Source organism: Plantibacter sp. CFBP 13570, assembly GCF_014841395.1.
Taxonomy (GTDB): Bacteria; Actinomycetota; Actinomycetes; order Actinomycetales; family Microbacteriaceae; genus Plantibacter; species Plantibacter auratus.
The window spans coordinates 1-24,797 of record NZ_JACYTW010000012.1 but is presented as its reverse complement, the minus strand read 5'-3'; the positions used below and the strand labels follow the sequence as shown (position 1 = coordinate 24,797).

At 70.1% G+C, this 24,797-nt stretch carries 25 protein-coding genes; 14 read left to right on the top strand and 11 right to left on the bottom strand.

Features of this window, described 5'->3' with window-relative positions; translation table 11 throughout:
• Nucleotides 1-155: 155 nt before the first annotated feature.
• The 4 genes from IFT89_RS06455 to IFT89_RS06440 all read right to left on the bottom strand — a co-directional run bounded on the left by IFT89_RS06455 (nucleotide 156) and on the right by IFT89_RS06440 (nucleotide 2,823).
• Nucleotides 156-704 (bottom strand): MerR family transcriptional regulator, encoded by a 549-nt coding sequence (locus IFT89_RS06455; protein WP_064297014.1) that lies wholly within the window; start codon nucleotides 702-704, stop codon nucleotides 156-158.
• 202 nt (nucleotides 705-906) lie between these two features.
• On the bottom strand, nucleotides 907-1,611 hold the full coding sequence (gene ftsR / locus IFT89_RS06450; RefSeq protein ID WP_202938543.1) for a transcriptional regulator FtsR: 705 nt from the start codon (nucleotides 1,609-1,611) through the stop codon (nucleotides 907-909).
• Nucleotides 1,611-2,024 (bottom strand): FHA domain-containing protein, encoded by a 414-nt coding sequence (locus tag IFT89_RS06445; protein WP_162530320.1) that lies wholly within the window; start codon nucleotides 2,022-2,024, stop codon nucleotides 1,611-1,613. Before IFT89_RS06445 ends, ftsR begins: the two co-directional genes overlap by 1 nt.
• 100 nt (nucleotides 2,025-2,124) lie before the next feature.
• Nucleotides 2,125-2,823 carry a CDP-alcohol phosphatidyltransferase family protein gene (locus IFT89_RS06440; protein ID WP_192017898.1) on the bottom strand — a complete coding sequence of 233 codons (699 nt, stop codon included), beginning with the start codon at nucleotides 2,821-2,823 and terminating at the stop codon, nucleotides 2,125-2,127.
• A 38-nt stretch (nucleotides 2,824-2,861) separates the two neighbouring features.
• Here IFT89_RS06440 and IFT89_RS06435 point away from each other — a divergent pair, with 38 nt between their 5' ends.
• The 3 genes from IFT89_RS06435 to IFT89_RS06425 all read left to right on the top strand — a co-directional run bounded on the left by IFT89_RS06435 (nucleotide 2,862) and on the right by IFT89_RS06425 (nucleotide 4,644).
• A complete protein-coding gene (locus IFT89_RS06435; protein WP_137241606.1) occupies nucleotides 2,862-3,233 on the top strand; it encodes an RNA-binding S4 domain-containing protein in 372 nt (123 codons plus the stop codon).
• 97 nt (nucleotides 3,234-3,330) lie between these two features.
• Nucleotides 3,331-3,786, top strand: coding sequence for a VanZ family protein (locus tag IFT89_RS06430; protein WP_192017897.1), 456 nt, complete (start codon nucleotides 3,331-3,333; stop codon nucleotides 3,784-3,786).
• Between the two features lie 111 nt (nucleotides 3,787-3,897).
• On the top strand, nucleotides 3,898-4,644 hold the full coding sequence (locus IFT89_RS06425; RefSeq protein WP_082916274.1) for a GTP pyrophosphokinase: 747 nt from the start codon (nucleotides 3,898-3,900) through the stop codon (nucleotides 4,642-4,644).
• Here the strand turns inward: IFT89_RS06425 and IFT89_RS06420 are convergent.
• Nucleotides 4,641-5,105, bottom strand: a complete 465-nt coding sequence (locus tag IFT89_RS06420) for a GNAT family N-acetyltransferase (protein ID WP_085510980.1) — start codon at nucleotides 5,103-5,105, stop codon at nucleotides 4,641-4,643. The two genes, IFT89_RS06425 and IFT89_RS06420, sit on opposite strands and share 4 nt — an antisense overlap.
• A gap of 150 nt (nucleotides 5,106-5,255) precedes the next feature.
• On the opposite strand from IFT89_RS06420, the gene IFT89_RS06415 reads away from it, so the two are divergent.
• The 7 genes from IFT89_RS06415 (at nucleotide 5,256) to IFT89_RS06385 (ending at nucleotide 12,679) form a co-directional block, all read left to right on the top strand.
• A complete protein-coding gene (locus tag IFT89_RS06415; RefSeq protein ID WP_202938542.1) occupies nucleotides 5,256-6,020 on the top strand; it encodes a DUF1684 domain-containing protein in 765 nt (254 codons plus the stop codon).
• A 57-nt stretch (nucleotides 6,021-6,077) separates the two neighbouring features.
• Nucleotides 6,078-7,571 carry an ABC transporter substrate-binding protein gene (locus IFT89_RS06410; protein ID WP_193555812.1) on the top strand — a complete coding sequence of 498 codons (1,494 nt, stop codon included), beginning with the start codon at nucleotides 6,078-6,080 and terminating at the stop codon, nucleotides 7,569-7,571.
• A 62-nt stretch (nucleotides 7,572-7,633) separates the two neighbouring features.
• Nucleotides 7,634-8,602, top strand: a complete 969-nt coding sequence (locus tag IFT89_RS06405; protein ID WP_079706032.1) for an ABC transporter permease — start codon at nucleotides 7,634-7,636, stop codon at nucleotides 8,600-8,602.
• The gene (locus tag IFT89_RS06400) at nucleotides 8,599-9,465 is read left to right on the top strand and encodes an ABC transporter permease (RefSeq protein ID WP_202938541.1); all 867 of its coding nucleotides are present in this window, start codon (nucleotides 8,599-8,601) and stop codon (nucleotides 9,463-9,465) included. The genes IFT89_RS06405 and IFT89_RS06400 overlap by 4 nt, the downstream gene beginning before the upstream one ends.
• Nucleotides 9,462-10,283, top strand: a complete 822-nt coding sequence (locus IFT89_RS06395; RefSeq protein ID WP_137241602.1) for an ATP-binding cassette domain-containing protein — start codon at nucleotides 9,462-9,464, stop codon at nucleotides 10,281-10,283. Before IFT89_RS06400 ends, IFT89_RS06395 begins: the two co-directional genes overlap by 4 nt.
• On the top strand, nucleotides 10,280-11,062 hold the full coding sequence (locus tag IFT89_RS06390) for an ABC transporter ATP-binding protein (protein ID WP_192017893.1): 783 nt from the start codon (nucleotides 10,280-10,282) through the stop codon (nucleotides 11,060-11,062). Before IFT89_RS06395 ends, IFT89_RS06390 begins: the two co-directional genes overlap by 4 nt.
• Nucleotides 11,063-11,176: 114 nt before the next feature.
• Entirely contained in the window at nucleotides 11,177-12,679 is a 1,503-nt protein-coding gene (locus IFT89_RS06385; RefSeq protein ID WP_240043840.1) for an MFS transporter, read from the top strand.
• A gap of 7 nt (nucleotides 12,680-12,686) precedes the next feature.
• Here the strand turns inward: IFT89_RS06385 and IFT89_RS06380 are convergent, their stop codons facing one another.
• From IFT89_RS06380 to ku, 3 genes are all read right to left on the bottom strand, one after another.
• Nucleotides 12,687-14,870 carry a RecQ family ATP-dependent DNA helicase gene (locus tag IFT89_RS06380; protein WP_137241600.1) on the bottom strand — a complete coding sequence of 728 codons (2,184 nt, stop codon included), beginning with the start codon at nucleotides 14,868-14,870 and terminating at the stop codon, nucleotides 12,687-12,689.
• A 91-nt stretch (nucleotides 14,871-14,961) separates the two neighbouring features.
• A complete protein-coding gene (locus IFT89_RS06375) occupies nucleotides 14,962-15,444 on the bottom strand; it encodes a VOC family protein (protein ID WP_370582633.1) in 483 nt (160 codons plus the stop codon).
• A gap of 32 nt (nucleotides 15,445-15,476) precedes the next feature.
• A complete protein-coding gene (gene ku, locus IFT89_RS06370) occupies nucleotides 15,477-16,457 on the bottom strand; it encodes a non-homologous end joining protein Ku (protein ID WP_192017891.1) in 981 nt (326 codons plus the stop codon).
• Nucleotides 16,458-16,568: 111 nt separating this feature from the next.
• On the opposite strand from ku, the gene IFT89_RS06365 reads away from it, so the two are divergent.
• Nucleotides 16,569-19,013, top strand: a complete 2,445-nt coding sequence (locus tag IFT89_RS06365) for an ATP-dependent DNA ligase (protein ID WP_202938540.1) — start codon at nucleotides 16,569-16,571, stop codon at nucleotides 19,011-19,013.
• A gap of 27 nt (nucleotides 19,014-19,040) precedes the next feature.
• On the opposite strand, the gene IFT89_RS06360 is transcribed toward IFT89_RS06365, so the two are convergent.
• Nucleotides 19,041-19,775, bottom strand: a complete 735-nt coding sequence (locus tag IFT89_RS06360; RefSeq protein ID WP_192017889.1) for a response regulator transcription factor — start codon at nucleotides 19,773-19,775, stop codon at nucleotides 19,041-19,043.
• Nucleotides 19,776-19,879: 104 nt separating this feature from the next.
• On the opposite strand from IFT89_RS06360, the gene IFT89_RS06355 reads away from it, so the two are divergent.
• Complete coding sequence (locus tag IFT89_RS06355; protein WP_202938539.1) at nucleotides 19,880-21,094, top strand: sensor histidine kinase; 1,215 nt, start codon at nucleotides 19,880-19,882, stop codon at nucleotides 21,092-21,094.
• Between the two features lie 6 nt (nucleotides 21,095-21,100).
• On the opposite strand, the gene IFT89_RS06350 is transcribed toward IFT89_RS06355, so the two are convergent.
• Nucleotides 21,101-22,150, bottom strand: coding sequence for an LLM class flavin-dependent oxidoreductase (locus tag IFT89_RS06350; protein ID WP_202938538.1), 1,050 nt, complete (start codon nucleotides 22,148-22,150; stop codon nucleotides 21,101-21,103).
• Between the two features lie 197 nt (nucleotides 22,151-22,347).
• Between IFT89_RS06350 and IFT89_RS06345 the strand changes: the two genes are divergently transcribed.
• Nucleotides 22,348-22,809, top strand: a complete 462-nt coding sequence (locus tag IFT89_RS06345) for a DUF3817 domain-containing protein (RefSeq protein WP_079706044.1) — start codon at nucleotides 22,348-22,350, stop codon at nucleotides 22,807-22,809.
• A gap of 41 nt (nucleotides 22,810-22,850) precedes the next feature.
• On the opposite strand, the gene IFT89_RS06340 is transcribed toward IFT89_RS06345, so the two are convergent.
• Nucleotides 22,851-23,624, bottom strand: a complete 774-nt coding sequence (locus tag IFT89_RS06340; protein ID WP_202938537.1) for an alpha/beta hydrolase — start codon at nucleotides 23,622-23,624, stop codon at nucleotides 22,851-22,853.
• Nucleotides 23,625-23,784: 160 nt separating this feature from the next.
• Here IFT89_RS06340 and IFT89_RS06335 point away from each other — a divergent pair, with 160 nt between their 5' ends.
• Nucleotides 23,785-24,783 (top strand): NAD(+)/NADH kinase, encoded by a 999-nt coding sequence (locus IFT89_RS06335; protein WP_236555474.1) that lies wholly within the window; start codon nucleotides 23,785-23,787, stop codon nucleotides 24,781-24,783.
• The last annotated feature ends 14 nt before the right edge of the window (nucleotides 24,784-24,797 follow it).

Below are 24,797 nucleotides of genomic sequence, written 5' to 3'. Positions count from 1 at the left end.
GGTTCAGGGACCGGCAGGAGCGCTCAGGGACGGGCAGGAGCACCAAGTACCAGGGATCCGTGCTGAGGGAACGTGTGGCGCGCGTCGGTGAGCCCTTCGACAGTCTCAGGGAGCGGCCCTTCGACAGGCTCAGGGACCGGCGCCTTCGGCTCGGGTCAGGCGCTCCGAGCGGAGCGACGTGCTGCGAGCTCGTCCATGGGGTCGGCCGACTGTGCGTCGAACTCGATGAGCGTCGACTCCACCTCGCGCAGCACCTTGCCGACGGCGATGCCGAAGACGCCCTGTCCGCGGCTGACGAGGTCGATGACCTCGTCATTGGAGGTGCAGAGGTAGACACTCGCGCCGTCGCTCATGAGCGTGGTCTGGGCGAGGTCGACGATGCCCGCTTCGCGGAGCTGGTCGACCGCCGTACGGATCTGCTGCAGGGAGATGCCCGTGTCGAGCAGTCGCTTGACGAGCTTGAGGACGAGGATGTCGCGGAAACCGTAGAGACGCTGCGTTCCGGATCCGGATGCACCGCGCACGGTCGGCTCGACCAGACCCGTCCGGGCCCAGTAGTCGAGCTGGCGGTAGCTGATTCCGGCTGCACGGGCGGCGACCGCTCCGCGGTAGCCCTGGCCCTCTTCGAGTTCCGGAAGCCCGTCGGTGAACAGCAGCCCGAGGTCACCGTACCGTGACGCCCCGTCGCGACTGAGTTCACTCATGTCTGCTTCTCCTCGATGTTCGCTGCACGGTCGGTACGGTCTCGACGGGGGCGTCGAGCCGACTTGACCACTCCCACCACGCTACCGATCCGCCCCGGTCAACGCCGCGACATCCGTTCGAAACGGGCGGCGTGTCGTGACGAGTGATCGAACTGTGACCTGGCCGTGATGGATGAGGGCAGTCTACGCCCTGGGAGGTCGATCAGGAGGATTGGTGTCGCTCGAGTGCCGAGCGGACGAGGTTCGACCGCACGCCCTCGAGCTGTGCGGCGATCTCCAGCGCCCGGTCGGCGGTACGTGCCCGGCTGGCGGCGTCGTTCCGCTTGGCAACGGCGCTCAACGCACTCTCGATGAGCCCGACCTCGCGCTCGATCGAGGCGCGGAACCCGCGGAGGTGCCGGGGTTCGATGCCGGAGCGCTGCAGCTCCACGAGGATCCGCAGAAGGGACGCGACGTCCTCGCCGTAATTCTCGGCGGGGAGGATGAGCGACGCGCTCACGGCGTCGTTGAACAGCATCGGGGTGGCGCCGGCTTCACGGATCAGTTCGTTCCGGGAGAACCTGCGGACCCCGGGATGGATCGATGGCGCGCCGGCCGCTTGCCCGCTGCCCGGGAACAGCGGCGACCGCCCAGCGTCGACCTCGACGAGGTAGGTGCGGATGACCTTGAGGGGGAAGTAGTGGTCGCGCTGCATGGACAGGATCAATCGCAGGCGTTCGAGGTCCTCGCTCGAGAACTTCCGGTAGCCGGACTTCGTCCGCGCCGGGGACACCAGCCCCTGCTCCTCGAGGAACCGGAGCTTCGAATTGCTCAGCTCGGGGAACTCCGGAGTGAGGCGTGCGAGGACCTGCCCGATGCTCAGCAGCGGAGCGCCGTCGCTTCGCGCGTTCGCGCTGGCTGCCGCCACTAGCTTCCCAGCTGGGAGGCGAGGTCGATCCGCGACGCGTAGAAGGTGAGGCGGAACTTGCCGATCTGCACCTCGGCGGCGTCGCGCAGGATCGCCTTGTCGATGCGGACGCCGTCGAAGTACGTGCCGTTCAGGGAGTTGAGGTCGCGGATCTCGAACGCGGTCCCGTGACGGTGGAACTCGGTGTGCCGACGCGACACCGTGACGTCGTCGAGGAAGATGTCGGCCTCGGGGTGACGTCCGACGGTGGTGACGTCGGCGTCGAGGAGGAACCGCGCACCGGCGTTCGGACCACGACGGACGATCAACAGCGCGGAGCCGGACGGCAGGGCCGCGATCGCCTCGTGCTCCTCAGCGGTGACGTCGGAGTCGATCGCCGCGAGGGCCGCTCCGAGGTCTTCACCGAAGGTCAGTGTCGTGTCGACTTCCCGATCGCCCGAGCCGCTCGTCGGGGCACCGTCGTCGACGGCTCCCGGCGTGTACGCCCCGGTCGCGGGATACTTCTCATCGTGCTCAGCCACCGTCGACCTCCTCTCCGTCAAGCGTATCCGATGTGGCGTCACTGTCGAGCCGCCCGGTCGAGGGTGATCCGCCGGATCCGGCCCGTTCCCGCTGCTTCGAACGGGCATCCCCCGAGATGCGGACGGTCTGCAGCAGGTAGAGGATGCCGGCCCACCAGTAGAGCGTCGCTCCGGCGATCACCGACACCCAACCGAGCGGCGTCGCGATCATCGCGACGGCGGGGAACGCCTGACCGAGCATGAGGACCGGGAGTCCGATGAAGAGGAGTGCCGTGCCCCACTTCCCCACGCGGATGACGGGCAGCACGCCCGTACCCGACCGGTGGAGGACGACGGCGAGCCCGACGAGCAGCAGGTCGCGGGCGAAGACGACGATGAGCAACCACCACGGGATGAGTCCGCGGGCCGCGAGACCGATCAACGCCGCGAGGATGTAGAGGCGATCGGCGGCCGGATCGAGTTGTCGACCGAGCTTCGTCATCTGGTCGAACCGTCGCGCGATCCACCCGTCGAGCAGGTCGGTGACGCCGGAGAATGCGAGCGTCGCGAGGGCCCAGAGGTCCTGCCCCTGCACGAGGAGGACCAGGAAGACCGGGACGAGGAGGATCCGGAAGACGCTGAGCGCGTTGGGGAGGGTGACGACGCGGTCTTCACCGGTCCGTCGAGCCCCGCGCCCCGCCCCGTCAGTCACGGGTCGAGTCTACCGATGGGCTGCTCTACCATCGGAGGATGGACAGCCCGTCGAGCGTACGCGTCGACGCATGGATCTGGGCGGTCCGGCTGACGAAGACCCGCTCGGCCGGCGCGACAGCCTGTCGAGCCGGCCACGTCCGGGTCAACGGCGATCGGGCGAAGCCGGCACAACCCGTCAGGATCGGCGACGAGGTCCGGCTCCGCGTGGCGGGCTTCGACCGGATCGTCGAGGTCCGACGCCTCATCGCGAAACGGGTCGGCGCGGACGTCGCGGCGGAGTGCCTCATCGACCGCTCTCCCCCGCTGCCGACGCCGGCGGAACGGCAGGTCGTGGCCGTCCGAGACCGCGGCGCCGGTCGACCGACGAAGCGTGAACGTCGCGACATCGAGCGGTTGCGGGGGCGCTGACGCGCAGCTGACGACCCTCCCGGCCTCATCGGCGACGCATCGTCCCCGTCCAGGGAACACTCAAGCGCCGCCAAGGTGGCTCGGGCATGCTGGGCCGATGTTCCGCCGCCATCCCGTGCTCAGCACCCTCACCGTGGTGTACCTCGCGCTCGTGGCGGCCATCACCCTCGGCCCACGGCCCTTCGACGGCCGGACCGAGTCCCTCGTGTACCGACTCGTCGACATCCTCGCCCGGTGGGAGTCGACGGCGTGGGTCACCTACGAGCGTCTGGAGTTCGGAGCGAACATCGCCATGTTCGTCCCGATCGGCGTCTTCTTCTTGCTCCTGCTCGGACGGCGGCGCTGGTGGCTCGCCATCCTCGTCGCGGCAACGCTGACGGTCGGCATCGAGGCCGCGCAGCTCGCGATCCCCGGACGCGTGAGCGATCCCCGCGACCTCCTCGCGAACACGTCGGGTGCCGTCGCCGGGGTCGTCCTCGGCCTGATGCTGACCGCCGGGCGCGCCCGCCGGCTCCAGGCCTCGTCACGTCGCCGCGCGGCCCTGCAGCATTGAACGGCCCGGCACGGTCCTGATTCACAGGAGGCTGAGAGGCGTTCCAAGGCCGCTTCAGTAGAGTGCGAGCGGGCCGTCGGCCCGTCGGAGATAGAGCTGGAGCGCACGCCCATGACCGGACCAACGTCGTCGGACAACCTCGAGGAGCTGAAGCGCCTCAAGGACGAGTTCACGCGGTTCATGATGCTGTACAAGTTCGGCATCGACGAGATCACCACGAAGCTCAACATCCTCAAGGAGGAGTTCACGCAGATCCACGACTACAACCCGATCGAGCACATCAGCTCGCGGTTGAAGTCGCCGGAGAGCATCATCGGCAAGATCGAACGCAAGCAGTACGGGCAGGACATCGACGACATCCGCGAACACATCACGGACATCGCCGGTATCCGCGTCACCTGCAGCTTCATCTCCGACACGTACAAGGTGTTCGAACTCCTGACGAGCCAGCAGGACATCACCGTGGTGAAGGTCAAGGACTACATCGCGAACCCGAAGCCGAACGGGTACCAGAGCCTCCACGTGATCGTCGAGGTTCCGGTGTTCATGTCCGACGGCGTCGTGCAGGTGCCCGTCGAGATCCAGTTCCGGACGATCGCCATGGACTTCTGGGCGAGCCTCGAACACAAGATCTACTACAAGTACGACAAGGCCGTGCCGGACAGCCTGCTCGCCGAGCTCAAGCACGCAGCCGAGGCGGCCTCGAGGCTCGACGCGAAGATGGAGCACCTCCACGGCGAGGTCCTCGCGCTCGACCGGGCGACGACCTCGCGGACCACCGCCGACGGGCACCCGAAGCCTCCGTCACTCGCCGACCGGGTCATGACCGAGCTGATCGACGGGCTGGACCCGCGTTAGAGCGCCTTGCGCATCTGCACGGCCATCGTCTCGTAGCCGAGCGATTCGTACAGGCCGCGCGCGATCCGGTTGAACCCGAAGACGTTCAGCCCGAGCGTCTTCGCGCCCTGCTCCTTGGCCGCCGTCTCGGCGAGCTGCATGGCCTGCCGGCCGAGCCCACGCCCGCGGAACGACTCGTCGATCTCCACGTCCCAGATCCACCACTCGTCCGGGTGGCTCGTGCTCCGCGGTCCGATCCAGAGCACGCCGACCGCAGCTTCGTCGAGGACCACCTCGAAGACGAGGTGTCCGACCTGGAGCCGGCCGGCCGGGAACGTCTCGGCGAGGGACTGCGCCGCCTTCGCCGTCGCCTCTGCCTCGGTCTCCCCCGCCTCGATGCGTTCGAGGCGGTACTGCGCGTTCGCGGCGAGCATCCACCCCCGCAGTCGATCGGCGGGCATGCGGACGAGCGTGGCGTTCATGAGGACATCCTCCCAGAACGTCGCGACCCCGTCGCTCGCCGTCCCGCGCCGGGTTGTCGCCGGGCTCGGGAATAGTTCCCGCCCGAAACGAGCTGGACTCCGAAGGACACACGATTGGGACCCGCCCGTCGTCATCCGGAGAATCGAGACATGCCGATCCACACCGCCCCGCAGCCGAACGCGATCGCCGAGCACGATGCCTGGCGCGACGAGCGTCGAGCCGCCGTGACCGCGCCGCTCGGCAACCTCGCCCTCGTCGAGACACGGTGGCTCCCGGAGGAGACGCCGGCCACCGTCGACGAGGCCGCAGCGGGCATCGCCGCCGAGCAGCCGAGCGGCGTCACGGTGACGACGCTCCGCCGCACCCACCTCGACACCGGCCAGGACGAGGTCGGCATCCGCCGATGGGACGCGAACGCACCCGCCATCCGCGCGTTCGACGGCATCGAGGTGTTCCCGTACGACCCCGCCTGGGTCCAGACGGCGCGGTTCACGCCGGTCGACGGCTCGCGGACCGTGCCCTTCGAGCACATCCGCGACAACGGCGGATCACGGGAGCTCGTCGTCCCCGGCGACATCGTGTTCACGCGGGACGGCGTCGAGTACACGATGAGCGCCTTCGACGACGGCGGCACGCTCCTCCTCGTGTTCGGCGACGCGACGAACGGCCGCGACGACGAGTCGGGCACCTACGGCGCCGGTCGGTTCCTGTTCGTGCAGCGGACCGACGACGGCGGCTTCGGTACGGCGGGCGAGGTCGTCCTCGACTTCAACCGCGCGTTCGTACCGCCCTGCGGCTTCTCCGTGCAGTACAACTGTCCGATGCCGCCGCCGCAGAACCGGTTCACCGGAGACGTCCTCGCCGGGGAACGGATCGTCCGGCTCCGCGAGGGCTTCGACCTCTACGCCGTCTGACCCCCAGCACCCCACAGCCTGCACCAGCATCATCACACCCACACCACAGGAGTATCCGTGAAGAGAACCATCGGGCTCGTCGCCCTGTCCGTCGCCGCCGCCGTCGCCCTCGCCGGCTGCGCCGGTGGTGGTGGCAGTTCGGCGACGGGCGACGACGCGACCATCGCCATCGGCTCGCTCTACGAGCCGCAGAACCTCAGCAACACCGGCGGCGGCGGCCAGGGCGTCACGGAGGCCTTCACCGGCAACGTGTACGAGGGCCTGTACCGCCTCACGGACGACGGCGAGGTCGAGCCGGTGCTCGCCGCCGACAGCACGGTGAGCGACGACGGCCTGACGTACACGTTCACCCTCAAGGACGGCGTCACCTTCCACTCCGGCGACCCGCTCACCTCGGCGGACGTGAAGTCGAGCATCGAAGCCGTGACCGCCGAGGACTCGCAGTCGGCGCGGAAGAGCAGCTTCGCGGTGATCTCCGACATCGCGACCCCCGACGACAAGACGGTCGTGATCACCCTCTCCGAGCGCTCCATCTCCTTCATCTACAACCTGAGCTACGTCTGGATCGTCAACGACGCGGCGAAGGACCTCAAGACCACCGAGGACGGCACGGGTCCGTACACGCTCGGCGACTGGAAGCGCGGCAGCACCCTGAGCCTCGAGCGCTGGGACGACTACTGGGGTGAGCCCGCCAAGAACGCGGAGGTGGTCTTCACCTACTTCACCGACGCGACCGCGCTCAGCAATGCGCTCGTCACGAAGCAGATCGACATCATCACGAGCGTGCAGAGCCCCGACCAGCTGAGCCAGTTCACCGACAACGCGGACTACGTCGTCTCCGACGGCGACTCCACGACGAAGGAGCTGCTCGCCTTCAACGACCGGGTCGCCCCGTTCGACCAGGCGCTCGTCCGCAAGGCCGTGTACTCCGCGATCGACACCAAGAAGCTGCTCTCGTCCATCTGGGGCGACTACGGCACGCTCATCGGATCGATGGTCCCGCCGACGGACCCCTGGTACGAGGACCTCACGCAGGTGAACCCGTACGACCCCGAGCTCGCCAAGCAGCAGCTCGCCGAAGCGGGCTTCGCCGACGGCTTCACCTTCACCCTCGACACCCCGAGCTACGACCCGCACCCGGCCGTCGCCGAGTTCCTCCAGAGCGAACTCGCGAAGGTCGGCATCACGGTCGAGATCAACACGATCAGCGCGGACGAGTGGTACTCGAAGGTGTTCAAGGAACGCGACTTCCAGGCGACCCTCCAGGAGCACGTGAACGACCGCGACGTCGTCTGGTACGGCAACCCGGACTTCTACTGGGGCTACGACAACCCCGAGGTGACCCAGTGGGTGTCGGAGGCCGAGCAGGCGACGACCACCGAGGAGCAGACGGCGAAGCTGAAGCTCGTCAACGAGCAGATCGCCGAGGACGCGGCGAGCGTGTGGCTCTACCTCTACCCGCAGATCGTCGTCGCCGCGAGCGACGTCTCGGGGTACGGCGTCAACGGCCTGAACTCGCAGTTCTTCGTGGCGGACATCGTCCGCAAGTAGTCGTCGCCCGGGTCGACCGGCACCGCCCGGTCGGACCGGGCCTCGCTACGCTGAGGTCCACCATGCTCGCTTACCTGCTGCGCCGATCCGCGTTCCTCGTGGTGTCGTTCCTCGTCGCCATGACCGTGCTGTTCGTGCTGCTCCGGCTGCTGCCGGGCGACCCGTCGAACGCCCTGCTCTCGGTGAACGCCACGCAGGAGCAGATCGACGCGGCGCGCGAGCAGGTGGGAGCCGACCGGCCGCTCGGCGAGCAGTTCGCCGCCTGGTTCGGCGGCGTCCTCACCCTCGACCTCGGTTCCTCGTTCGTGAGCTCGCTCCCGGTCGGGCCCGAGATCGCGTCGCGCCTCCAGGTCACCGTGCCGCTGACGCTCCTCGCGTTCCTCCTCGCCGTGGTGCTCGCCCTCGTGGCCGGTGTCGTGTCCGCCCTCCGGGCCGACCGCTGGTACGGCATCGCGTTGTCCGGCCTCTCGCAGCTCGGGATCGCCGTTCCGGTGTTCTGGGTCGGCATCCTGCTCGTCAGCGTGTTCGCGGTGACGCTCCGCCTGTTCCCGTCCGGTGGCTTCCCGCGCGACGACTGGGCCGATCCTGCCGCGGCGCTCACGAGCCTCGCCCTCCCGGTCATCACCATCGCCATCGTCATGAGTGCGTCGATCACCCGATACGTCCGCTCCGCCACGCTCGACGTGGTCGGGAGCGACTATCTGCGCTCCGCACGGGCGCAGGGAGCCGGCTTCGGCGAGGCCCTGCTCCGACACGGCGCCCGGAACGCCGCGGTGCCCGTCGTGGCGATCCTCGGCATCGAGCTCGCCACCACCTTCCTCGGAGCCGTCGTGGTCGAGAGCGTCTTCAGCCTGCCCGGCCTCGGGTCGATGCTCCTGACGGCGATCCAGCAGCACGACTACCCGAACATCCAGGGCATCCTCCTCGTCTCGACCCTCGTCGTCCTCCTGACGGGCTTCGTCGCCGACATCGCGCAGCGGCTCATCGATCCGCGTCTGCGCACCTCGATCTCGGGGAACGGGCTCCGATGAGCGCCGTCGACGTCCAGACCGCGCTCGCCGACCGGCGCCCCGTGCGGCGCCGCGCCCGGTCCGCGACGCTAACCGTCGGACTCGTCCTCGTCGGCGTCATCGCCGTCCTGGCGGCCGTCTCGCTCGTGTGGTTGCCCTTCGCCCCCACGGACACCTCCGGCGGTCGCCTCGAGGGGCCGAGCGGCACCCACTGGCTCGGTACGGACAAGCTCGGTCGCGACCTCATGACCCAGCTCATGATCGGCGCGCGCATCGCGCTCGCGACCGGCGCCGGGGCCGTCGCGGTCGGGGCGGTCATCGGCATCGCCGTGGGACTCGCCGCGGCCTTCGCGTCGGCCTGGCTGGACGACACGATCTCCGCCGCGCTCGACGTCGTGATCGCCTTCCCGGTGCTCCTGCTCGCCATGCTCATCGTGGCCGCACAGGGCGCGTCACTCGGCACCGCGATCATCGCGATCGGACTCGCCATGTCGGCCATCGTGGCCCGCCTGACCCGCATCCTCACGAAGCGGGTCCTCAGCGAGCAGTACGTGGTGGCAGCCAGGACCGCCGGGACGAGCTGGGCCGGTGTCATCGGCCAGCACGTGCTCCCGAACATCTGGCCCACCCTGAGCGTGAACCTCGCGCTGCAGTTCGGCATCGCCGTCCTCGCCGAAGCGAGCCTGTCGTACCTCGGCCTCGGCGCGCCACCGCCGAACGCCTCCTGGGGACGCCTGCTGCAGGAGGCCCAAGCCACCGTCACGACGGCACCGATCGGTGCGATCGCTCCGGGTGTCGCCGTGGTGATGCTCGTGGTGGGCGTGAACTTCATCGCGGACGGCCTGCGGGACCTCGGCGATCCGACGAGGAGGCGCGGCGCATGAGCGATCTCCTCGACATCTCCGGCCTGACCATCACCCGGGGCATCCGGCGCGGTGCTCCCGACGGCGCTGACCGGCCGCTCCTCGACGGGCTGGACCTGACCATCGCCGCCGGGGGTCGCCTCGGCCTCATCGGCGGTTCCGGGTCTGGGAAGTCCTTGACCTCCCTCGCGGTGATCGGGCTGCTCGGCGACCAGCTGAGCGCGAGCGGCAGCGTCGAACTGGCCGGCACCCAGGTGATCGGTGCCCCGGACCGCGCGCTGCGGCCGCTCCGCGGTCGGGTGGCCGGACTCGTCTTCCAGGAGCCGCTGACCGCACTCGACCCGCTCATGCGGGTCGGCGCCCAGCTCGCCGAGCCCCTGCGTCGCCATCTGGGACTCCGGGGCGAACGGCTCAAGGAGGCCGTCGAAGCGGCCCTCGTCGAGGTGTCCCTCACCGACACCGCGCGCATCGCCGCCTCCTACCCCCATGAGCTGTCCGGCGGGCAGCGGCAGCGCATCGCGATCGCCATCGCGCTCGCCGGTCGCCCGCAGCTCCTCATCGCGGACGAGCCGACGACGGCCCTCGACGTGACCGTCCAGGCGGAGGTGCTCGCGCTCATCGACCGTCTCGTCCGGGAACGCGGCATGGCGCTCCTGTTCATCAGTCACGACCTCGCCGTCGTGTCGGCCATGGTCGACGAGGTGGTCGTGCTGAGCGAGGGTCGCGCCGTCGAGCGCGGCCCGGTGGCGCAGGTGCTGACGGCACCGAAGCACGAGGACACCCGTCGTCTGGTCGCCAGCGCACGCGCGCTCGACGACGCGCTGGAGGACCCACGATGACCGATGCACCGATCACGGCGACGCCGATCCTCGAGCTGGACGCGGTCGGTTTCCGATACCGCGGCGGTCAGGAGGCCCTGGACGACGTGTCGCTGGCCGTCGGCGCAGGAGAGGCCGTCGGGATCGTCGGTCAGTCCGGCGCCGGCAAGAGCACTCTCCTCCGGCTGCTGCTCGGCCTCGACCGGCCGACCACGGGCTCGGTCCGGTTCGACGGTGGCGCTCTGGACCCCCGCGACCGGACGCTGGTCCGTCGGTTCCGCGCATCGGTGCAGGCCGTCTTCCAGGATCCGTACTCCTCGCTGGATCCGCGGCAGCGCATCGGGCGCATCGTGGCCGAACCGTTGCGATCCCTCCGTTTGGCGACCACCGAGCAGGCGACCGTCCGCGCGTCCGAGGCGCTCGAGGCGGTGGGACTGCCCGCCGACGCGGCGTCGCGGTTCCCGCACGAGTTCTCGGGCGGCCAGCGGCAGCGGATCGCCATCGCCCGCGCGATCGTCCCGAACCCCCGGCTCCTCCTCGCCGACGAGCCCGTCAGTGCCCTCGACATGAGCACCCGGATCCAGATCATCGAGCTCCTCGCCGAGCTGCGGGCCTCGAACGGTCTGGCGCTCGTCATGGTCTCGCACGACCTCGGCACGGTGGCAGCGCTGTGTGAACGCACGATGGTGCTCCGACACGGGCAGGTCGTCGAGGCCGGCGCCACCGCGCAGGTCCTCCATGATCCCGCCGAGGCCTACACGAAGCAGCTCATCGCGGCGATCCCCCGCCTCCCGCGCTGAGTCGACGACGAGGCCGACGACATCGGCCCGGCCGAGCCGGGAATACCGCACCGACGGACGGTGTTCGACTCCGAGTGGCCTCGGCCGCATCGACTCTCCACAGGAACAGGACCCGTGACGCAGGATTCAGCGCAGCCCGACGACCACGACGAGGACCAGCCTGGGGCCGAGCGTCCCTGGCTCAGCGACGAGGAGCGGGCGGCTCTCCGCAAGCCGCTTCCGGAGCGCGCGGTCGTCACGAGCCTCGCCTTCACCGGTCTCGTCGCGGCGTTCATGATGACGCTCGTCACCCCACTCGTGCCGTCGCTCCCGACGATCCTCGGCGTACACGCCTCCGACAGCATGTGGGTCGTGACGGCGACGCTCCTGTCGGCCGCGGTCGCGACCCCGATCGCCGGTCGGCTCGGCGACCTCTACGGCAAACGACGGATGGTGCTCGTCCTGCTCGGGATCATGATGGCCGGTTCGGTGCTCGCCGCCTTCTCGTCCACGATCGTCCCGCTCATCGTCGCCAGGGCCCTCCAGGGGATGGCGATGGGCGTGATCCCGCTCGGCATCAGCATCCTGCGCGACGTGCTCCACGCGAAGCGCCTCGGGCCCGCGGTCGCGCTCGTGAGTGCCACGCTCGGCATCGGTGGTGCCGTCGGTCTGCCGATCTCCGCGGTGATCTCGCAGTACTTGGACTGGCATGTGCTGTTCTGGGTCGCGGGTGCCCTCGGCCTCATCGGCTTCGTCCTCGTCGCGCGTTTCGTCCCGGTGAGCACCCTCCGGAGCGAAGGCGGTTTCGACTGGATCGGCGCGATCGGTCTCGCCGCCGGCCTCGTCCCCATCCTCCTCGCCGTCTCGAAGGGCAACGAGTGGGGTTGGACGAGCGTCGGGACCCTCAGCTGCTTGATCGGCGGCGTCGTCGTGCTCCTGCTCTGGGGATGGTTCGAGATACGGTCCGCCAGTCCGCTCGTCGACCTGCGGATCGCCGCCAGACGGACGGTGCTCTTCACGAACCTCGCGTCCATCACGGTCGGCTTCGCCTTCTTCGGCAGCACGGTCGTCCTCCCGGGCATCCTCGAGGCGCCGGTCGGCACCGGAGTCGGTCTCGGGCAGAACATGCTCATCGCGAGCCTCTGCCTCATGCCCAGCGGTCTCATCATGTGGGCGATGTCGCCGGTCGCCGCTCGACTGACCGCGGCCAAGGGCGCCCGGTTGAGCCTGCTCATCGGCATCGCGATCATCGCGGTCGGCTACGCGATCGCGATCGGACTCATGACCGAGGTCTGGCACACCGTGCTCACAGCCACCGCGGTCGGCTTCGGGGTGGGGTTCGCCTACGCCGCCATGCCGACGCTCATCATGGGTGCCGTCCCACCCAGCGAGACGGCGGCCTCCAACGGACTCAACTCCGTCATGCGGACGCTCGGTTCCACGATCGCGAGTGCGGTGATCGGCGCCATCCTGGCCTCACAGGTCGTCACCGACGGCGCTGTCACGACACCCAGTGCGGACGCCTTCCGCCTGAGCTTCGCGATCTGCGCTGCAGCAGCCGTCGTCGGACTCGTCTGCACGATCCTGCTGCCGCGGCACCTCGCCAAGGACACCCGCTCCAGCCTCCACGAGGGCTGACGGGCGATCAGCCGACGATCCCGAGCGCGAACGGGAGGACCGGGCCGGAACCGGCGCGGCGGAGCGCGCGACCGGCGACGGTGAGCGTCCACCGACTGTCGGCGCGGTCGTCGACGAGCAGGACCGGTGCGCCCTCCAACGCTGCGAGCTGCGCCCGGAGTTCGGATCCGACGGTGAAGGCGTCCCAGACGCCGGCCAGGCGGTAGGCGCTGTTGCCGCCCGGACCACCGCGCGGGCCGTCGCCGACGAGGTCGAGCTCCGCGAGGTAGGGCAGTCGCCCGAGCGACGCGATGCCCCTCGCCACGGAGTCGACGAGCTGCGGACGCGACCGTGACGGCACACTGACCACGGCGGCCGGTCGTTGCGCCCACGGCCAATCCGCCAGGACGCGGACGCTCGCGTCGATGACGGCACGGGAGGCGGGAGCATCGGGTGCGCCCGCGGCGAAGAGTTCACGGAGGACACCGCCCCAGCCGAGGTCGGTGAGCCGAGCGAGCGCGCGCCCGGGTTCGAGGCGGTCGTCGAGCGCGATGCGCCCCTTCACCGCTGCGCCGTCCGCGGTGACGCCGAGGCGGTCGGCTCCCGTGGGCCACTGCGCCCGCGGTTCGAGCTCGACGCCGACCCGACCGAGTGCCTCCGAAGCGGAGACGGCCGCGGCGCTGTCGAGTTCGGTGGGGAACCACGGCCCGGCGCACCGGTCGCATCGGCCACAGGGCACCGCGCTCGCGTCGTCGAGCTCACGTTGCAGCACGAGCATCCGGCACTCGTCGCCGCGCTCGTAGGCCAGCATCGCCTGTTGCTCCGCCACCCTGGCCTCGGCGATCCGCCGGTACCGCTCCCGGTCGTAGACCCACGGCTGGCCGGTCGACACCCATCCCCCGGCCACCCGCTGGACCGCGCCGTCGACGTCGAGCACCTTGAGGAGCAGTTCGAGGGGTGTGCGGCGCAGGTTGACGAGCGCCTCGAGCGCGGGCGTGGACCGCGGCTGGCTGTCGAGTGCGTCGAGGACCGCGGTGGCCCGCGCTTCGTCCGGCATCGACGCGGTCGCGAAGTACTGCCAGATCTCCTCGTCCTCCGCTCCGGGCAGGAGCAGGACGTCTGCGTGCTCGGTGGCGCGGCCGGCGCGACCGACCTGCTGGTAGTACGCGACCGGCGAGGACGGAGCGCCGAGATGTACGACGAACCCGAGGTCCGGTTTGTCGAACCCCATGCCGAGCGCGCTCGTCGCGACCAGCGCCTTCAGGCGGTTCTCCTTGAGGAGCCGCTCGGACTCTTCGCGTTCGTCGGGATCGGTCCGGCCCGTATAGGCCCGGACCTCGTGACCGGCCTCGCGCAGCAGCCGCGCGGTGTCCTCTGCGGCGGACACCGTGAGCGTGTAGATGATGCCGGACCCGGTGAGCCCGCCGAGGTGGCTGAGCAGCCAGGTGAGGCGGTCCCGTGACTCCGGCAGCCGGAGCACGCCGAGCCGGAGGGACGCCCTCGCGAGCGAGCCACGGATGGTGAGCACCTCGGCTCCGTGGGAGCCTGCGGCGCCGGGTGCGGTGAGCTGCTCGGCGATGTCGCGGACGACGCGTGCGTTGGCCGTCGCGGTGGTCGCCAGGACCGGGACCTCGGCCGGGAGGCGTCCGATCAGTTCGGCGAGCCGCCGGTAGTCGGGTCGGAAGTCGTGTCCCCAGTCGGAGATGCAGTGCGCCTCGTCCACCACCAGCATGCCCGTCCGGGCCACGAGGGTCGGGAGCTGTTCATCGCGGAAGCGTGGATTGTTGAGCCGCTCGGGTGACACGAGTAGGACGTCGACCTCGTCGGCCTCCAGGCGCGCCCGGACGTCGTCCCATTCGTGCGCGTTCGCCGAGTTGATCGCCACCGCGCGCACGCCGGCGCGCTCGGCGGCCGCCACCTGGTCGCGCATGAGCGCGAGCAACGGCGAGACCAACAGCGTCGGCCCGGCGCCCCGTCGGCGCAGAAGGGCGGTCGCGATGAAGTAGACGGCGGACTTGCCCCAACCGGTGCGCTGGACGACGAGCGCACGACGATGTTCGTCGACGAGCGCGAGGATCGCCTCGAGTTGACCGTCGTGGAACGTGGCCCCCGGAACGCCCGTGAGTGCGGCGAGCGCCGCCGTCGCCTCGGCGACCGATCCGGTGGGGGTCGGTTCGGGGTGGGCGGGGGTGGGCGCGCTGGGGTGGGACATGCGGCAAGTCTGTCAGGAGCTGCTGACGGTGGACTGCGCCGGCGTCTCGGAGGGGCGGTGTGCCGTCGGTTGGTCGGTTGTGGAGGAGCCGCTACCGACCGTCCGCAGCGGCGACGAGTTCGGCGATGACGAACTTGGTCTGCCCCATCATGCATTGCATGGCTCGCGCCGCGCGTTCCCGGTCGGGGTCGTTCTGCAGTTCGGCGAGGATGCCGGGCACGATCTGCCAGGACAGTCCCCAGCGGTCCTTGAGCCAGCCGCATTGGCTCGGGGCACCGCCGTCGGCGATCAGGGCGTCCCAGAGCCGGTCGATCTCGTCCTGGGTGTCGGCTCTGACGGAGAAGGAGAACGCCTCGGTGAACGAGAAGATGGGCCCGGCGTTCATCGCGCTGACGGGCAGTCCTTCGAGCTCGAACTCGACGACCATCGCCTGGCCCGCCGGCATGGGTCCGCCCTCCGGGTAGCGGCTCACCGAGGTGATCCGGGAGTCGGGGAACAGTGACACGTAGAAGGTCGCCGCCTCCTCGGCTTGCGAGTCGTACCAGAGGAACGGGGTGATGCGGTGCTCCATCATGTCGTGCTCCCTCTCAGCCCGGGCGTCGTCGCTCAGGCGCTCTTCTTGCGTTTCGTCGCGGTCGACGGCTTCGACGCCGCGGTCTTGGCGGTAGCGGTCTTCGCGCTACTCGTCTTGGCGGTGCCCGTCTTCGCGGTACCGGTCTTCGCCGAGCTGCTCGTCGCGGCGGGCTTGGCGGTGCCGGACCGTTTCGCTCCACTCGCCGTCTTCGCGCCGGTCGTGCCGCGCTGCCGTTCGATGCTGCGTTGCAGCACCTCCATGAGGTCGATCGGCTCGGCGCCCGTGTCGTCGTCGGGTTCGGGCTGCTCGCCGAAGGTGGCGGCGGTGTCGAGTGCGTCGCCCTGCTCGAGTTTCGCGTCGATGAGCTTCCGGAGCTGTGCCTGGTATTCGTCGACGAACGCGTCCGGGCGGAAGCGGGACGAGAAGGACTCGACGAGCGCCTCCGACATCTCGAGTTCCTTGGCGGAGATGCGGACGCGTTCCTCGAGGGCCGGGAACCGCACCTCGCGGACCTCGTCCTCCCAGAGCAGTGTCTGCAGGAGGATGACGTCCTCGCGCACCCGGAGGGCGCCGAGACGCGTCTTCTGGCGGAGGGCGAACCGCACGATGGCCGTGCGGTCGGTCTCCTCGAGCGTCCGCCGGAGGAGGACGTAGGCCTTGGACGAGGAGGAGTCCGGTTCGAGGAAGTAGCTGCGGTCGAACATGATCGGGTCGAGGTCGTCGCTCGGCACGAACTCGACGACCTCGATCTCGCGGCTGCGTTCCTCGGGGAGCGATGCCAGGTCGTCGGCGGTGAGGACCACCGTCTGCTCGCCGTCCTGGTACGCCTTGTCGATGTGGTCGTAGGTGACGACCTTGCCGCAGACCTCACACTTGCGCTGATACCGGATGCGCCCGCCGTCGGCGTCGTGGACCTGGTGCAACGAGAGGTCGTGGTCCTCCGTGGCGCTGTACACCTTCACCGGGACGTTCACCAGGCCGAAGGTGACCGCACCCTTCCAGATCGCGCGCATGACCGCTCCCGTCCGCCGGCGGATCCGCCCGCGCTGTCGTGGTGACCAGTAGACACCCGGAACATCGTCAAGGGCTAGCCCTTGACGCCCGTGGGCGGCAGGCTGATCGCCATGGCGAGGACGAGCGGTGGCGGCGCGCAGACGCAGTGGGTCGACGTCGACGGACGCCGGATCCAGCTCACCCATCTCGACAAGGTGCTGTACCCCGAGACCGGCACGACGAAGGCCGAGGTCCTCGCCTACTACGCCGCGGTCGCCGAACACCTCCTCCCGCACCTGGCCGATCGGCCGGTGACCAGGAAACGCTGGGTGCACGGCGTCGGGACGGCTGCGTCGCCGGAGTCGGGGTTCTTCCAGAAGGACCTGGGCTCCTCGGCTCCCGACTGGGTCCAGCGGCTCCCTATCGAGCACAGCGATCACACGAACGAGTACCCGATCGTCGACGATCTCGCGACACTCACGTGGCTGGCGCAGCTGGGTGCGCTCGAGCTGCACGTGCCGCAGTGGCGGTTCGACCGATCCGGCGAGCGCCGTCCGCCCGACCGTCTCGTCCTCGACCTCGATCCGGGTGAGGGGGTGTCCCTCTCCGAGTGCGCGGGGGTCGCGGGCCTGGCGCGGGCGGTGTTGGTGGACATGGGGTTGGATCCGGTTCCGCTCACGAGTGGGAGCAAGGGGATCCACCTGTACGCGGCGTTGGACGGTCGGCAGAGTTCCGAGGAGGTGTCGCTCGTGGCGCATGAGCTCGCGCGGGCGCTGGCCGCGGACGAGCCGGGCCTCGTGGTGAGCGAGATGTCGAAGCAGCGACGGACGGGGAAGGTCTTCGTCGACTGGAGTCAGAACAACGGGTCGAAGACGACGATCGCGCCGTTCTCGTTGCGGGGTCGGTCGCGGCCGACGGTGGCGGCTCCCCGCCGGTGGGAGGAGCTCGACGATCCGGGGCTGGCGCAGCTGGAGTTCCCTGCGGTGCTCGAGCGTCTGGCGGACGGTGAGGACCCGTTGCGGGTGCTCGGCGACCCGCGTCCGTCGATCACGATCCGCCCGTCGGAGCACGAGGACCGGCTGGTGGAGTACCGGCGGAAGCGGGATGCGGAGCGGACGCCCGAGCCCGTCCCGGACGGACCGCCGGCGCCTGCCGCTGCCGGGGCACCGCCCTCGTTCGTGATCCAGCGACACGAGGCCCGGAAACTCCACCATGACTTCCGACTCGAGCACGACGGCGTGCTGGTGTCGTGGGCCCTGCCGAAGGGGGTGCCGACGGATCCGAGCAGCAACCACCTGGCGGTGCGCACGGAGGACCACCCCATCGAGTACGGCAGTTTCGAGGGCACGATCCCCGCCGGGCAGTACGGGGCCGGTGAGGTGACCATCTGGGACGCGGGCACCTACGAGCTGGAGAAGTGGCGCGACGACGAGGTCATCGGGACCCTGCACGGCCGGGCGGGAGGCGCGCTCGGCGGGCCGATGCGGTTCGCACTCATCCGGACCGCGGGCGGGACGGGACGGGAGGCGCCGTCGTGGCTCATCCACCGGATGCGGGCCCCGGGTGACCCGCCGGCTCCACCGGTCGCACGGCCTCGTGGGATCCCCACCCCCATGCTCGCGAGTGTCGCGGTACCCGGCGAGCTGGTCGACGACGGTTCCTGGGCGTTCGAGATGAAGTGGGACGGCATCCGTGCGATCGCGAGCGTCGACGGCTCGACGGGGCGGGTGCGGTTGTCGAGCCGGAACGGCAAGGACCTCACGGCGGCGTACCCGGAGGTGGTCGAGGAGCTCGCGGCGTCGCTCGCCGGCCGTGCGGTCGTCCTCGACGGCGAGATCGTGGCGTCGGGACCTGACGGCCGTCCCGACTTCTCGCTGCTGCAGCGTCGGATGCAGCTCACCGCGGAGCGGGACGTCGAACGGGAGCGCCGTCGGACGCCGGTCCGGCTGCTGCTGTTCGACCTGCTCGCGCTGGACGACACGGATCGGACGGAGCTGCCGTACCGGGAGCGTCGCGAGCTGCTCGAGCGGACGATCGAATCCGGGACCGTCGTCCAGGTGCCACCGACGATCGACGGCTCGCTCGACGATGCGCTCGAGGTGAGTCGCGGGTTGCGGTTGGAGGGAGTGATGGCGAAGGAGCTCGACGGCCGCTACCGGCCGGGTCGACGCAGCAGCACCTGGGTCAAGTTCAAGCACGAACGCATGGAGGAGGTCGTCGTGGCCGGCTGGCGTCCCGGTCGGGGCGGGCGCTCGGGTGGGATCGGGTCACTCCTGCTCGGGGTGCCGGGCTCGGACGGACTGCTGCACTACGCGGGTCGGGTCGGAAGCGGTTTCAGCGACCGGGAGTTGGCGGCGACCGCGCTCCGCTTCGAACGGCTGGGTCGGGCGTCGACGACACTCGTGGGTGTCCCACCGGCCGATGCGGCCGACGCCAACTGGGTGGAACCGGTCCTCATCGGGGAGGTCCGCTTCAGCGAGTGGACACCGGACGGGCGGTTCAGGCATCCGGTCTGGCGCGGATGGCGCCCCGATCGGACGGTGGACGACCTCGAAGCGCCGGACCGCGGACGCTGAGCCCGCGCATCGACCGCGGACGTCCTGTCAGGACAAGCGGCCGGATTCGGCGAGGAGGGCGAGGACGGCCGAGACCCGCGGGTTGCTCGAGGTGTCGTGCTCGATCCCGAGCGCCGCGTAGATCGCCGTGAGGTGGTTCTGGACGGACTTCTCCGCGATCCCGAGCCTGGTCGCGATCCCCGTGTTCGAACGACCGGTCGCGAGCAGCTGCAGCACGGCGTACTGCCGATCGGTGAGCGACTCGAGACTCGACCCAGCTCTGGGCCGGGTCCGGTCGATGAGTTCGGGATCGAGCATCGTCTCGCCACGAGCGGAGACCCGGATGGCCTCGAGCAGGATCTCGCGCGTGAGTGACGAGGTCTTCGACAGGTAGCTCCACCCGTCGCGGACGTCGGCCGGCATCTCGAGCAGCATGTCCATGAGGTCGTAGGCGGACAGCAGGACGACACCGAGGCCGGGTTGCGCCCGGCGGAGGGAGACGCCGAGGCTCACCCCGTTGCCGTCGGGGAGCTCGATGTCCATGGTCAGCACGTCCACCGTTCCCGGGAGGAACAGCCTGCGGGCCTCGGCGACCGTACCGGCACGCCCGACGAACTCCACGCCTGGCGCCCCGTCGAGCAGCTCGGCGAGCATGCCGCCGAGCAGCGGTTGATCCTCGATCACGCCGACACGCAGCGGCCTGGTGGTCGCGGCGTCCGTCGTCGCGTCACCGACCGTGGACAGCGCGGCGGGCGAGATATCGGAGTGCGACTGGTGGTGCATGTTCCGAGTATCCCGGATCGACCGGGGAACGACCGAGGGGGAAGCTCCCGAGCGACCGCACGTCGATGTCGGCGGTGGCGGGCACGGCAGGTCAGAATGGAGCCATGACCCAGGAGGCCCGGACCGCTCGCGCTGAGCGCTGGAGCGACAGCCGGGCGTTCATCACGGCAAGTGGCGCCATGGCCGCGGTCTTCGGGCTCGCGGTGTCCTTCCAGAGCGTCTACATCTACACTTGGGTCGCCCCGGGCGGGACGCGTGGCATGCTCGCCGAACGGGTCACCGCGAACCTCGTCTCGTTGAGCGCGGCGATCCTCGTGCTCGCACTCCTGCTGTGGTCGAGGTGGGGGCCGTCGCTCCACGAATGGTGGCGCCCCAAGGTGCTCGCGGGTGTCCTCCTCGTGGCGATGCTGACGGGGCTGCTGCGAAGCGGACTCCAGCTCCTGCTGGGCGTGTACCGCGATCCGAGCCTGCAGACGGTCCTCGTCGAAGCCGGGACGACGACGCTCGCCCTGGCGGTCTGCGCGACGTTCGGGTTCAGCCTCAGTGCCGCCCGGCGACGCGCCCGCGAGGAGGAGCGCGCACACGCCGATCAGCGGCACCGGGCCGACCTCGCCCTCCAGTCCCTGCAGGGCGAGGAGCTGCGGGTGAAGCGGGAGGTCGCGGAAGGCCTGCACGGCACCCTGCAGCAGCACCTCGTCCTCATCAGCGCCCAGCTCGCCTCCGTCACCACGGCACTCGAGCAGGGCGGCCAGGACGTCGCATCGGAGGCGGCCAGGGCCCTGCGATCGCTCGGCGAGGAACTCCGCACCGTGCGCGAGCGCGACGTGCGGGAACTCAGCCGGCTCCTGTCGCCGCCGCTGCTCGAGGTCGGGATCGCCCCGAGCATCCGGGCGATCCTGCAACGGCTCCCCCCGTCGATCACCACCAGTCTCGACGTCTCGCCGGACTTCCGGCTCCTCGACGACCCGATCGACAACGTCTTCACGACCGCGGAGCGCGCGGTCGTCGTCCGCACGCTCGAGGAGGGCGTGACGAACGCGCTGACCCATGGGGCGGCCGATCGACTCGTCGTGGACCTCCGGGTCTCGTCGCCCGCCACCGAGCGGCGAGGGACGATTGCGGGCGCCGTCGAGCTGCGCGTCGTCGACAACGGCTCCGGTCTCCGCGAGGACGCCGAACCGTCCGGCGGCCTGCTGCAGCTGGATCGACGGGCCGGCGCCTTCGGCGGGTCCCTCAGGGTCGGCCCGGCAGCCGACGACGAGACCGGCGGCACCGTCCTGACGCTGACGATGCCCTACCGCTCGCCGGCGATCCGCTGAACCGGATCAGGCGGTCGAGGTCTCGGTCAGCAGTTCGCGGACGCGCGGGACGACCGCGGAGCCGTACAGTCCGATGCTGTCCATGAGGTGCTCGTGCGACAGCGAACCGTTGCTGATCTTGAGATCCACGCGGGACAGCCCCAAGCCGTCGACCGCGGTCGCGACCTTCCGCGCGACCGTCTCGGGCGAACCGACGAACAGGGCACCCTCCGGGCCGGCCTCCTGCTCGAAGTGCCCACGCGTCATCGGGCTCCAGCCCCGCTCGCGGCCGATCCGGTCCATCATCGCCCGGTAGTGCGGCCAGAGCTGCTCCTGCGCGAGCTCATCGGTCTCGGCGATGTGGGCAGGCGAGTGCATGCCGACGGGCTGGGTCGGCAGCTGGAACTGCGCGAGTGCGCGGTGGTAGAGGTCGACGAAGGGGGCGAACCGCAGCGGCCCACCGCCGATCACGGCCAGCATCATCGGCAGGCCGTACCGAGCGGTCCGCACGACCGACTCGGGGCTTCCGCCGACACCGACCCACGTCTTCAGCTTCCCGTGCTCCACCCGGGGGTAGACCGACTGCTCCCGGAGCGGCGCGCGCGTCTTGCCCGACCAGGTGACCGGTTCCTGCTCGAGGAGGGCGACGAACAGCTCGAGCTTCTCCTCGAAGAGCTCCTCGTACTGCGACAGCTCGTACCCGAAGAGCGGGAAGGACTCGGTGAAGGATCCGCGGCCCAGGATGGCCTCGGCCCGCCCTCCGGAGATGCCGTCGAGCGTCGCGAAGCGCTGGTAGACCCGCACCGGGTCGTCGGAGCTCAGCACCGTGACCGCGGATCCGAGATGGATGCGCTCGGTGCGGGCCGCGATCGCCGCCAGCACGACCTCGGGTGACGAGACCGCGAAGTCCTCACGGTGGTGCTCCCCCACGCCGATGAAGTCGAGGCCGACCGCCTCGGCGTAGACGCCCTGCTCCATGACGTTGCGCAGGACCTGCGCCTGGGACAGTGGCGCGCCGTCGGCGTCGACCGTGACGTCACCGAAGGTGTCGATGCCGAACTCGAGGGGTGTGGTCATGGGGTTCTCCAACGTCGTGTGGCTCGCCGCGAGCTGTCACGGCGATTGTATGTGTTTGCATACATATCGGTGAACCCCGTCACTCCGACGGGTATTCCCGATCCACCCAGGGTGGCAGAACCGGACGCCGGCTGGGAGCGCCTTCTCAGCCGTCCCTGGCAAGCTGGAAGACCTGCACCCCGAGCCTTGGAGCCCCTGTGTCGCCGCGCCGCCTCTTCCGCCTGATCGCGATCGCCGAGGCGATCACCTGGACCCTGCTCATCATCGGGATGATCCTCAAGTACGTCACGAAGACGACCGACCTCGGCGTGAGCATCGGTGGCGCGCTGCACGGCTTCGTGTTCCTCGTGTACGGCGCGACGGTCCTGCTCATCGGGATCAACCAGCGCTGGCCCATCGGCACGATCCTCGTGGGCCTCGTGAGCGCCGTCGTCCCGTACGCGACCATCCCCTTCGACCTCTGGGCGGACCGCACCGGCCGACTCGACGGGGCGTGGCGCCGCGAGGCGGGCGCCGACCCGCGCGACCAGCGCGTGCTCGACCGCCTGACGCGCTGGCTCGTCCGACACCCGATCCTGCTCGTGGTCGTCGGCGGCCTCGTGGTCGTCGCCGTCTTCACGGCCCTGCTCGTCGTCGGGCCGCCGGTCCCGAAGGGCTGATCGTCAGGGTCCCTGCGGACCGCTGAAGCCCACGCCTACCCTCAGCCGAGCAGCTCGACCAGATCCCGCGTGATCTCGGAGCGGGCCTCATCGGTGGAGATCGTCGCCGACCCATCACCGGGCTGCACCCCGTAGTCACCGAAGCTCGCGTGGTTCGCCCCGTCGATCTCGATCATCGTCGCGTCGGCGGGCAGCCGGACGCGCGCGTCGGCGACCTTCTCCGGGGTACTCAGTCCGTCGTCGCTCCCCGCAAGGCTCAGCACCTCGAGGGCCGAGCCCGAGAGGTCGTTCGCGCAGTAACTCCCGAACAGGACGAGGCCCGTCACCGCGCGATCCTCCGCGAGCTGGCAGGCGCGCACCCCACCGAGTGAATGGCCGCCGACGAACCAGGTGTCGACGTCCGGGGCGGCTGCGGTGAACGCCTCCAGCGGCCGTTGGTCGAAGAACGCCAGGTTCAGCGTCGGCTTCGTGATGACCACGGTCACGCCGGCCTCCTCGACGACGCCGGACAGCTTGTACAGGTAGGCGTACGGGTCGACCTTCGCCCCGGGGATGAAGACGAGACCGGTACCGGAGGCCGGACGCTCGGCATCCGCGGTCGGGGCGAGGACCACGGCGTCGCCGACGTCGGTGACGGAGACCGCCGGGTCCTCCCACACCGCGAGTGCGGCGGGACGAGTGCCCTGCATGACGATCTGGGTCCAGACGACGAACCCGAGGACCACGACGAGCACCGCGCAGAGGATTCCGATGAGGATCGGCTTCAGCCGCCCCGCCCGCCGTGGTGGGCCAGGGTGCTCGGTCACATCGCTCATGTCGTTCCTCCACGCTCAGCGCCCCGCGAGGATCACGGCGGACCGGCTCCCTCCAGTATCCCAAACGCGGCCCGGCGCGCGTCGGCCGCGAGGCACGCTGCTGCCTGGTGGGCGTACGGGTCCCAGTCGCGCTGTCAGGCGATCGGCCTATGCTCGACGGGTGACCACCACTCGCACGAAGCACCCCACCGGGCCGTCGATGACGATCGGCCTCATCACGCATCCCACGAAGAACATCGACGACTCCGTCCGCATCCTCCGTTCATGGCAGCTCGAACACGGAGCGCGCCTCGTCGGACTCCGCGCGGAGGCCAACCGGCTCGGCGACGATGTCGAACTCCTCGACGAGGACGCCTTCGCGTCGTCGGTCGACGTCGCCGTGGCCATGGGCGGCGACGGCACGATGCTCGGGGCGATGCGGCTGCTCGCCGGCCGATCCGCACCGGTGCTCGGCGTCAACTACGGCAACGTCGGCTTCCTCGTCGAGGTCGAGCCGGCCGCACTCGCGGAGGCGCTCCAACGGGTCAGCGACAACGAGTTCTCCCTCGAACCGCACCACGGCCTCGAGGTGACGATCACCACCGGCGAGCAGGTCGCCCATCTCCTCGCCTTCAACGACGTCTCCATCGCCCGGCGCCCGGGAACCGGCGTGGTCATGGCCGACCTCGCCGTGGACGGCACCGCCTACGGGTACTTCAAAGCCGATGCGATCGTGATCGCCACCCCGACCGGATCGACGGCCTACAACTACGCGGCAGGCGGGCCGGTGCTCTCCCCCGCCGTCGCCGCCACCGTCGTGACGCCGGTCGCCCCGATGTCGGGCATCGACCGCTCGTTCATCCTCGGGCCGGCGGAGCGTCTGCAGTTCTCGATCGGGACGGCGACCAAGCAGGCCGCCGTCGAGATCGACGGCCAGGTCCTCGCCGATGTCGCGAGCGGCGCGGTCGTGACCGTCCGGCTCGTGCGCGACGCAGCCAACGTCGTGCGACTCGACCCGAGCCGGCACTCGCGCAAGGGCCGGATGAAACTCAGCCTGCTCGACCTCCCGTTGCGTCGCGATCAGCTGCTCGACCTCGTTCCACCGGACATCCGGGCGCGCGTCGAGCGTCCGTCGCGGGTCCGCCGGACGCGCAGCAAGCCGGCCGACCCCTCGCACTGAGTCCCGCGCCCGCC

Coding starts and splice junctions, on each gene's coding strand:
- IFT89_RS06455 (WP_064297014.1), bottom strand. CDS start 704: ATGAGTGAACTCAGTCGCGACGGGGCGTCACGGTACGGTGACCTCGGG.
- IFT89_RS06435 (WP_137241606.1), top strand. CDS start 2,862: ATGGACAGCCCGTCGAGCGTACGCGTCGACGCATGGATCTGGGCGGTC.
- IFT89_RS06430 (WP_192017897.1), top strand. CDS start 3,331: ATGTTCCGCCGCCATCCCGTGCTCAGCACCCTCACCGTGGTGTACCTC.
- IFT89_RS06425 (WP_082916274.1), top strand. CDS start 3,898: ATGACCGGACCAACGTCGTCGGACAACCTCGAGGAGCTGAAGCGCCTC.
- IFT89_RS06420 (WP_085510980.1), bottom strand. CDS start 5,105: ATGAACGCCACGCTCGTCCGCATGCCCGCCGATCGACTGCGGGGGTGG.
- IFT89_RS06415 (WP_202938542.1), top strand. CDS start 5,256: ATGCCGATCCACACCGCCCCGCAGCCGAACGCGATCGCCGAGCACGAT.
- IFT89_RS06405 (WP_079706032.1), top strand. CDS start 7,634: ATGCTCGCTTACCTGCTGCGCCGATCCGCGTTCCTCGTGGTGTCGTTC.
- IFT89_RS06400 (WP_202938541.1), top strand. CDS start 8,599: ATGAGCGCCGTCGACGTCCAGACCGCGCTCGCCGACCGGCGCCCCGTG.
- IFT89_RS06395 (WP_137241602.1), top strand. CDS start 9,462: ATGAGCGATCTCCTCGACATCTCCGGCCTGACCATCACCCGGGGCATC.
- IFT89_RS06390 (WP_192017893.1), top strand. CDS start 10,280: ATGACCGATGCACCGATCACGGCGACGCCGATCCTCGAGCTGGACGCG.
- IFT89_RS06380 (WP_137241600.1), bottom strand. CDS start 14,870: ATGTCCCACCCCAGCGCGCCCACCCCCGCCCACCCCGAACCGACCCCC.
- IFT89_RS06375 (WP_370582633.1), bottom strand. CDS start 15,444: ATGATGGAGCACCGCATCACCCCGTTCCTCTGGTACGACTCGCAAGCC.
- ku (WP_192017891.1), bottom strand. CDS start 16,457: ATGCGCGCGATCTGGAAGGGTGCGGTCACCTTCGGCCTGGTGAACGTC.
- IFT89_RS06365 (WP_202938540.1), top strand. CDS start 16,569: ATGGCGAGGACGAGCGGTGGCGGCGCGCAGACGCAGTGGGTCGACGTC.
- IFT89_RS06360 (WP_192017889.1), bottom strand. CDS start 19,775: ATGCACCACCAGTCGCACTCCGATATCTCGCCCGCCGCGCTGTCCACG.
- IFT89_RS06355 (WP_202938539.1), top strand. CDS start 19,880: ATGACCCAGGAGGCCCGGACCGCTCGCGCTGAGCGCTGGAGCGACAGC.
- IFT89_RS06350 (WP_202938538.1), bottom strand. CDS start 22,150: ATGACCACACCCCTCGAGTTCGGCATCGACACCTTCGGTGACGTCACG.
- IFT89_RS06340 (WP_202938537.1), bottom strand. CDS start 23,624: ATGAGCGATGTGACCGAGCACCCTGGCCCACCACGGCGGGCGGGGCGG.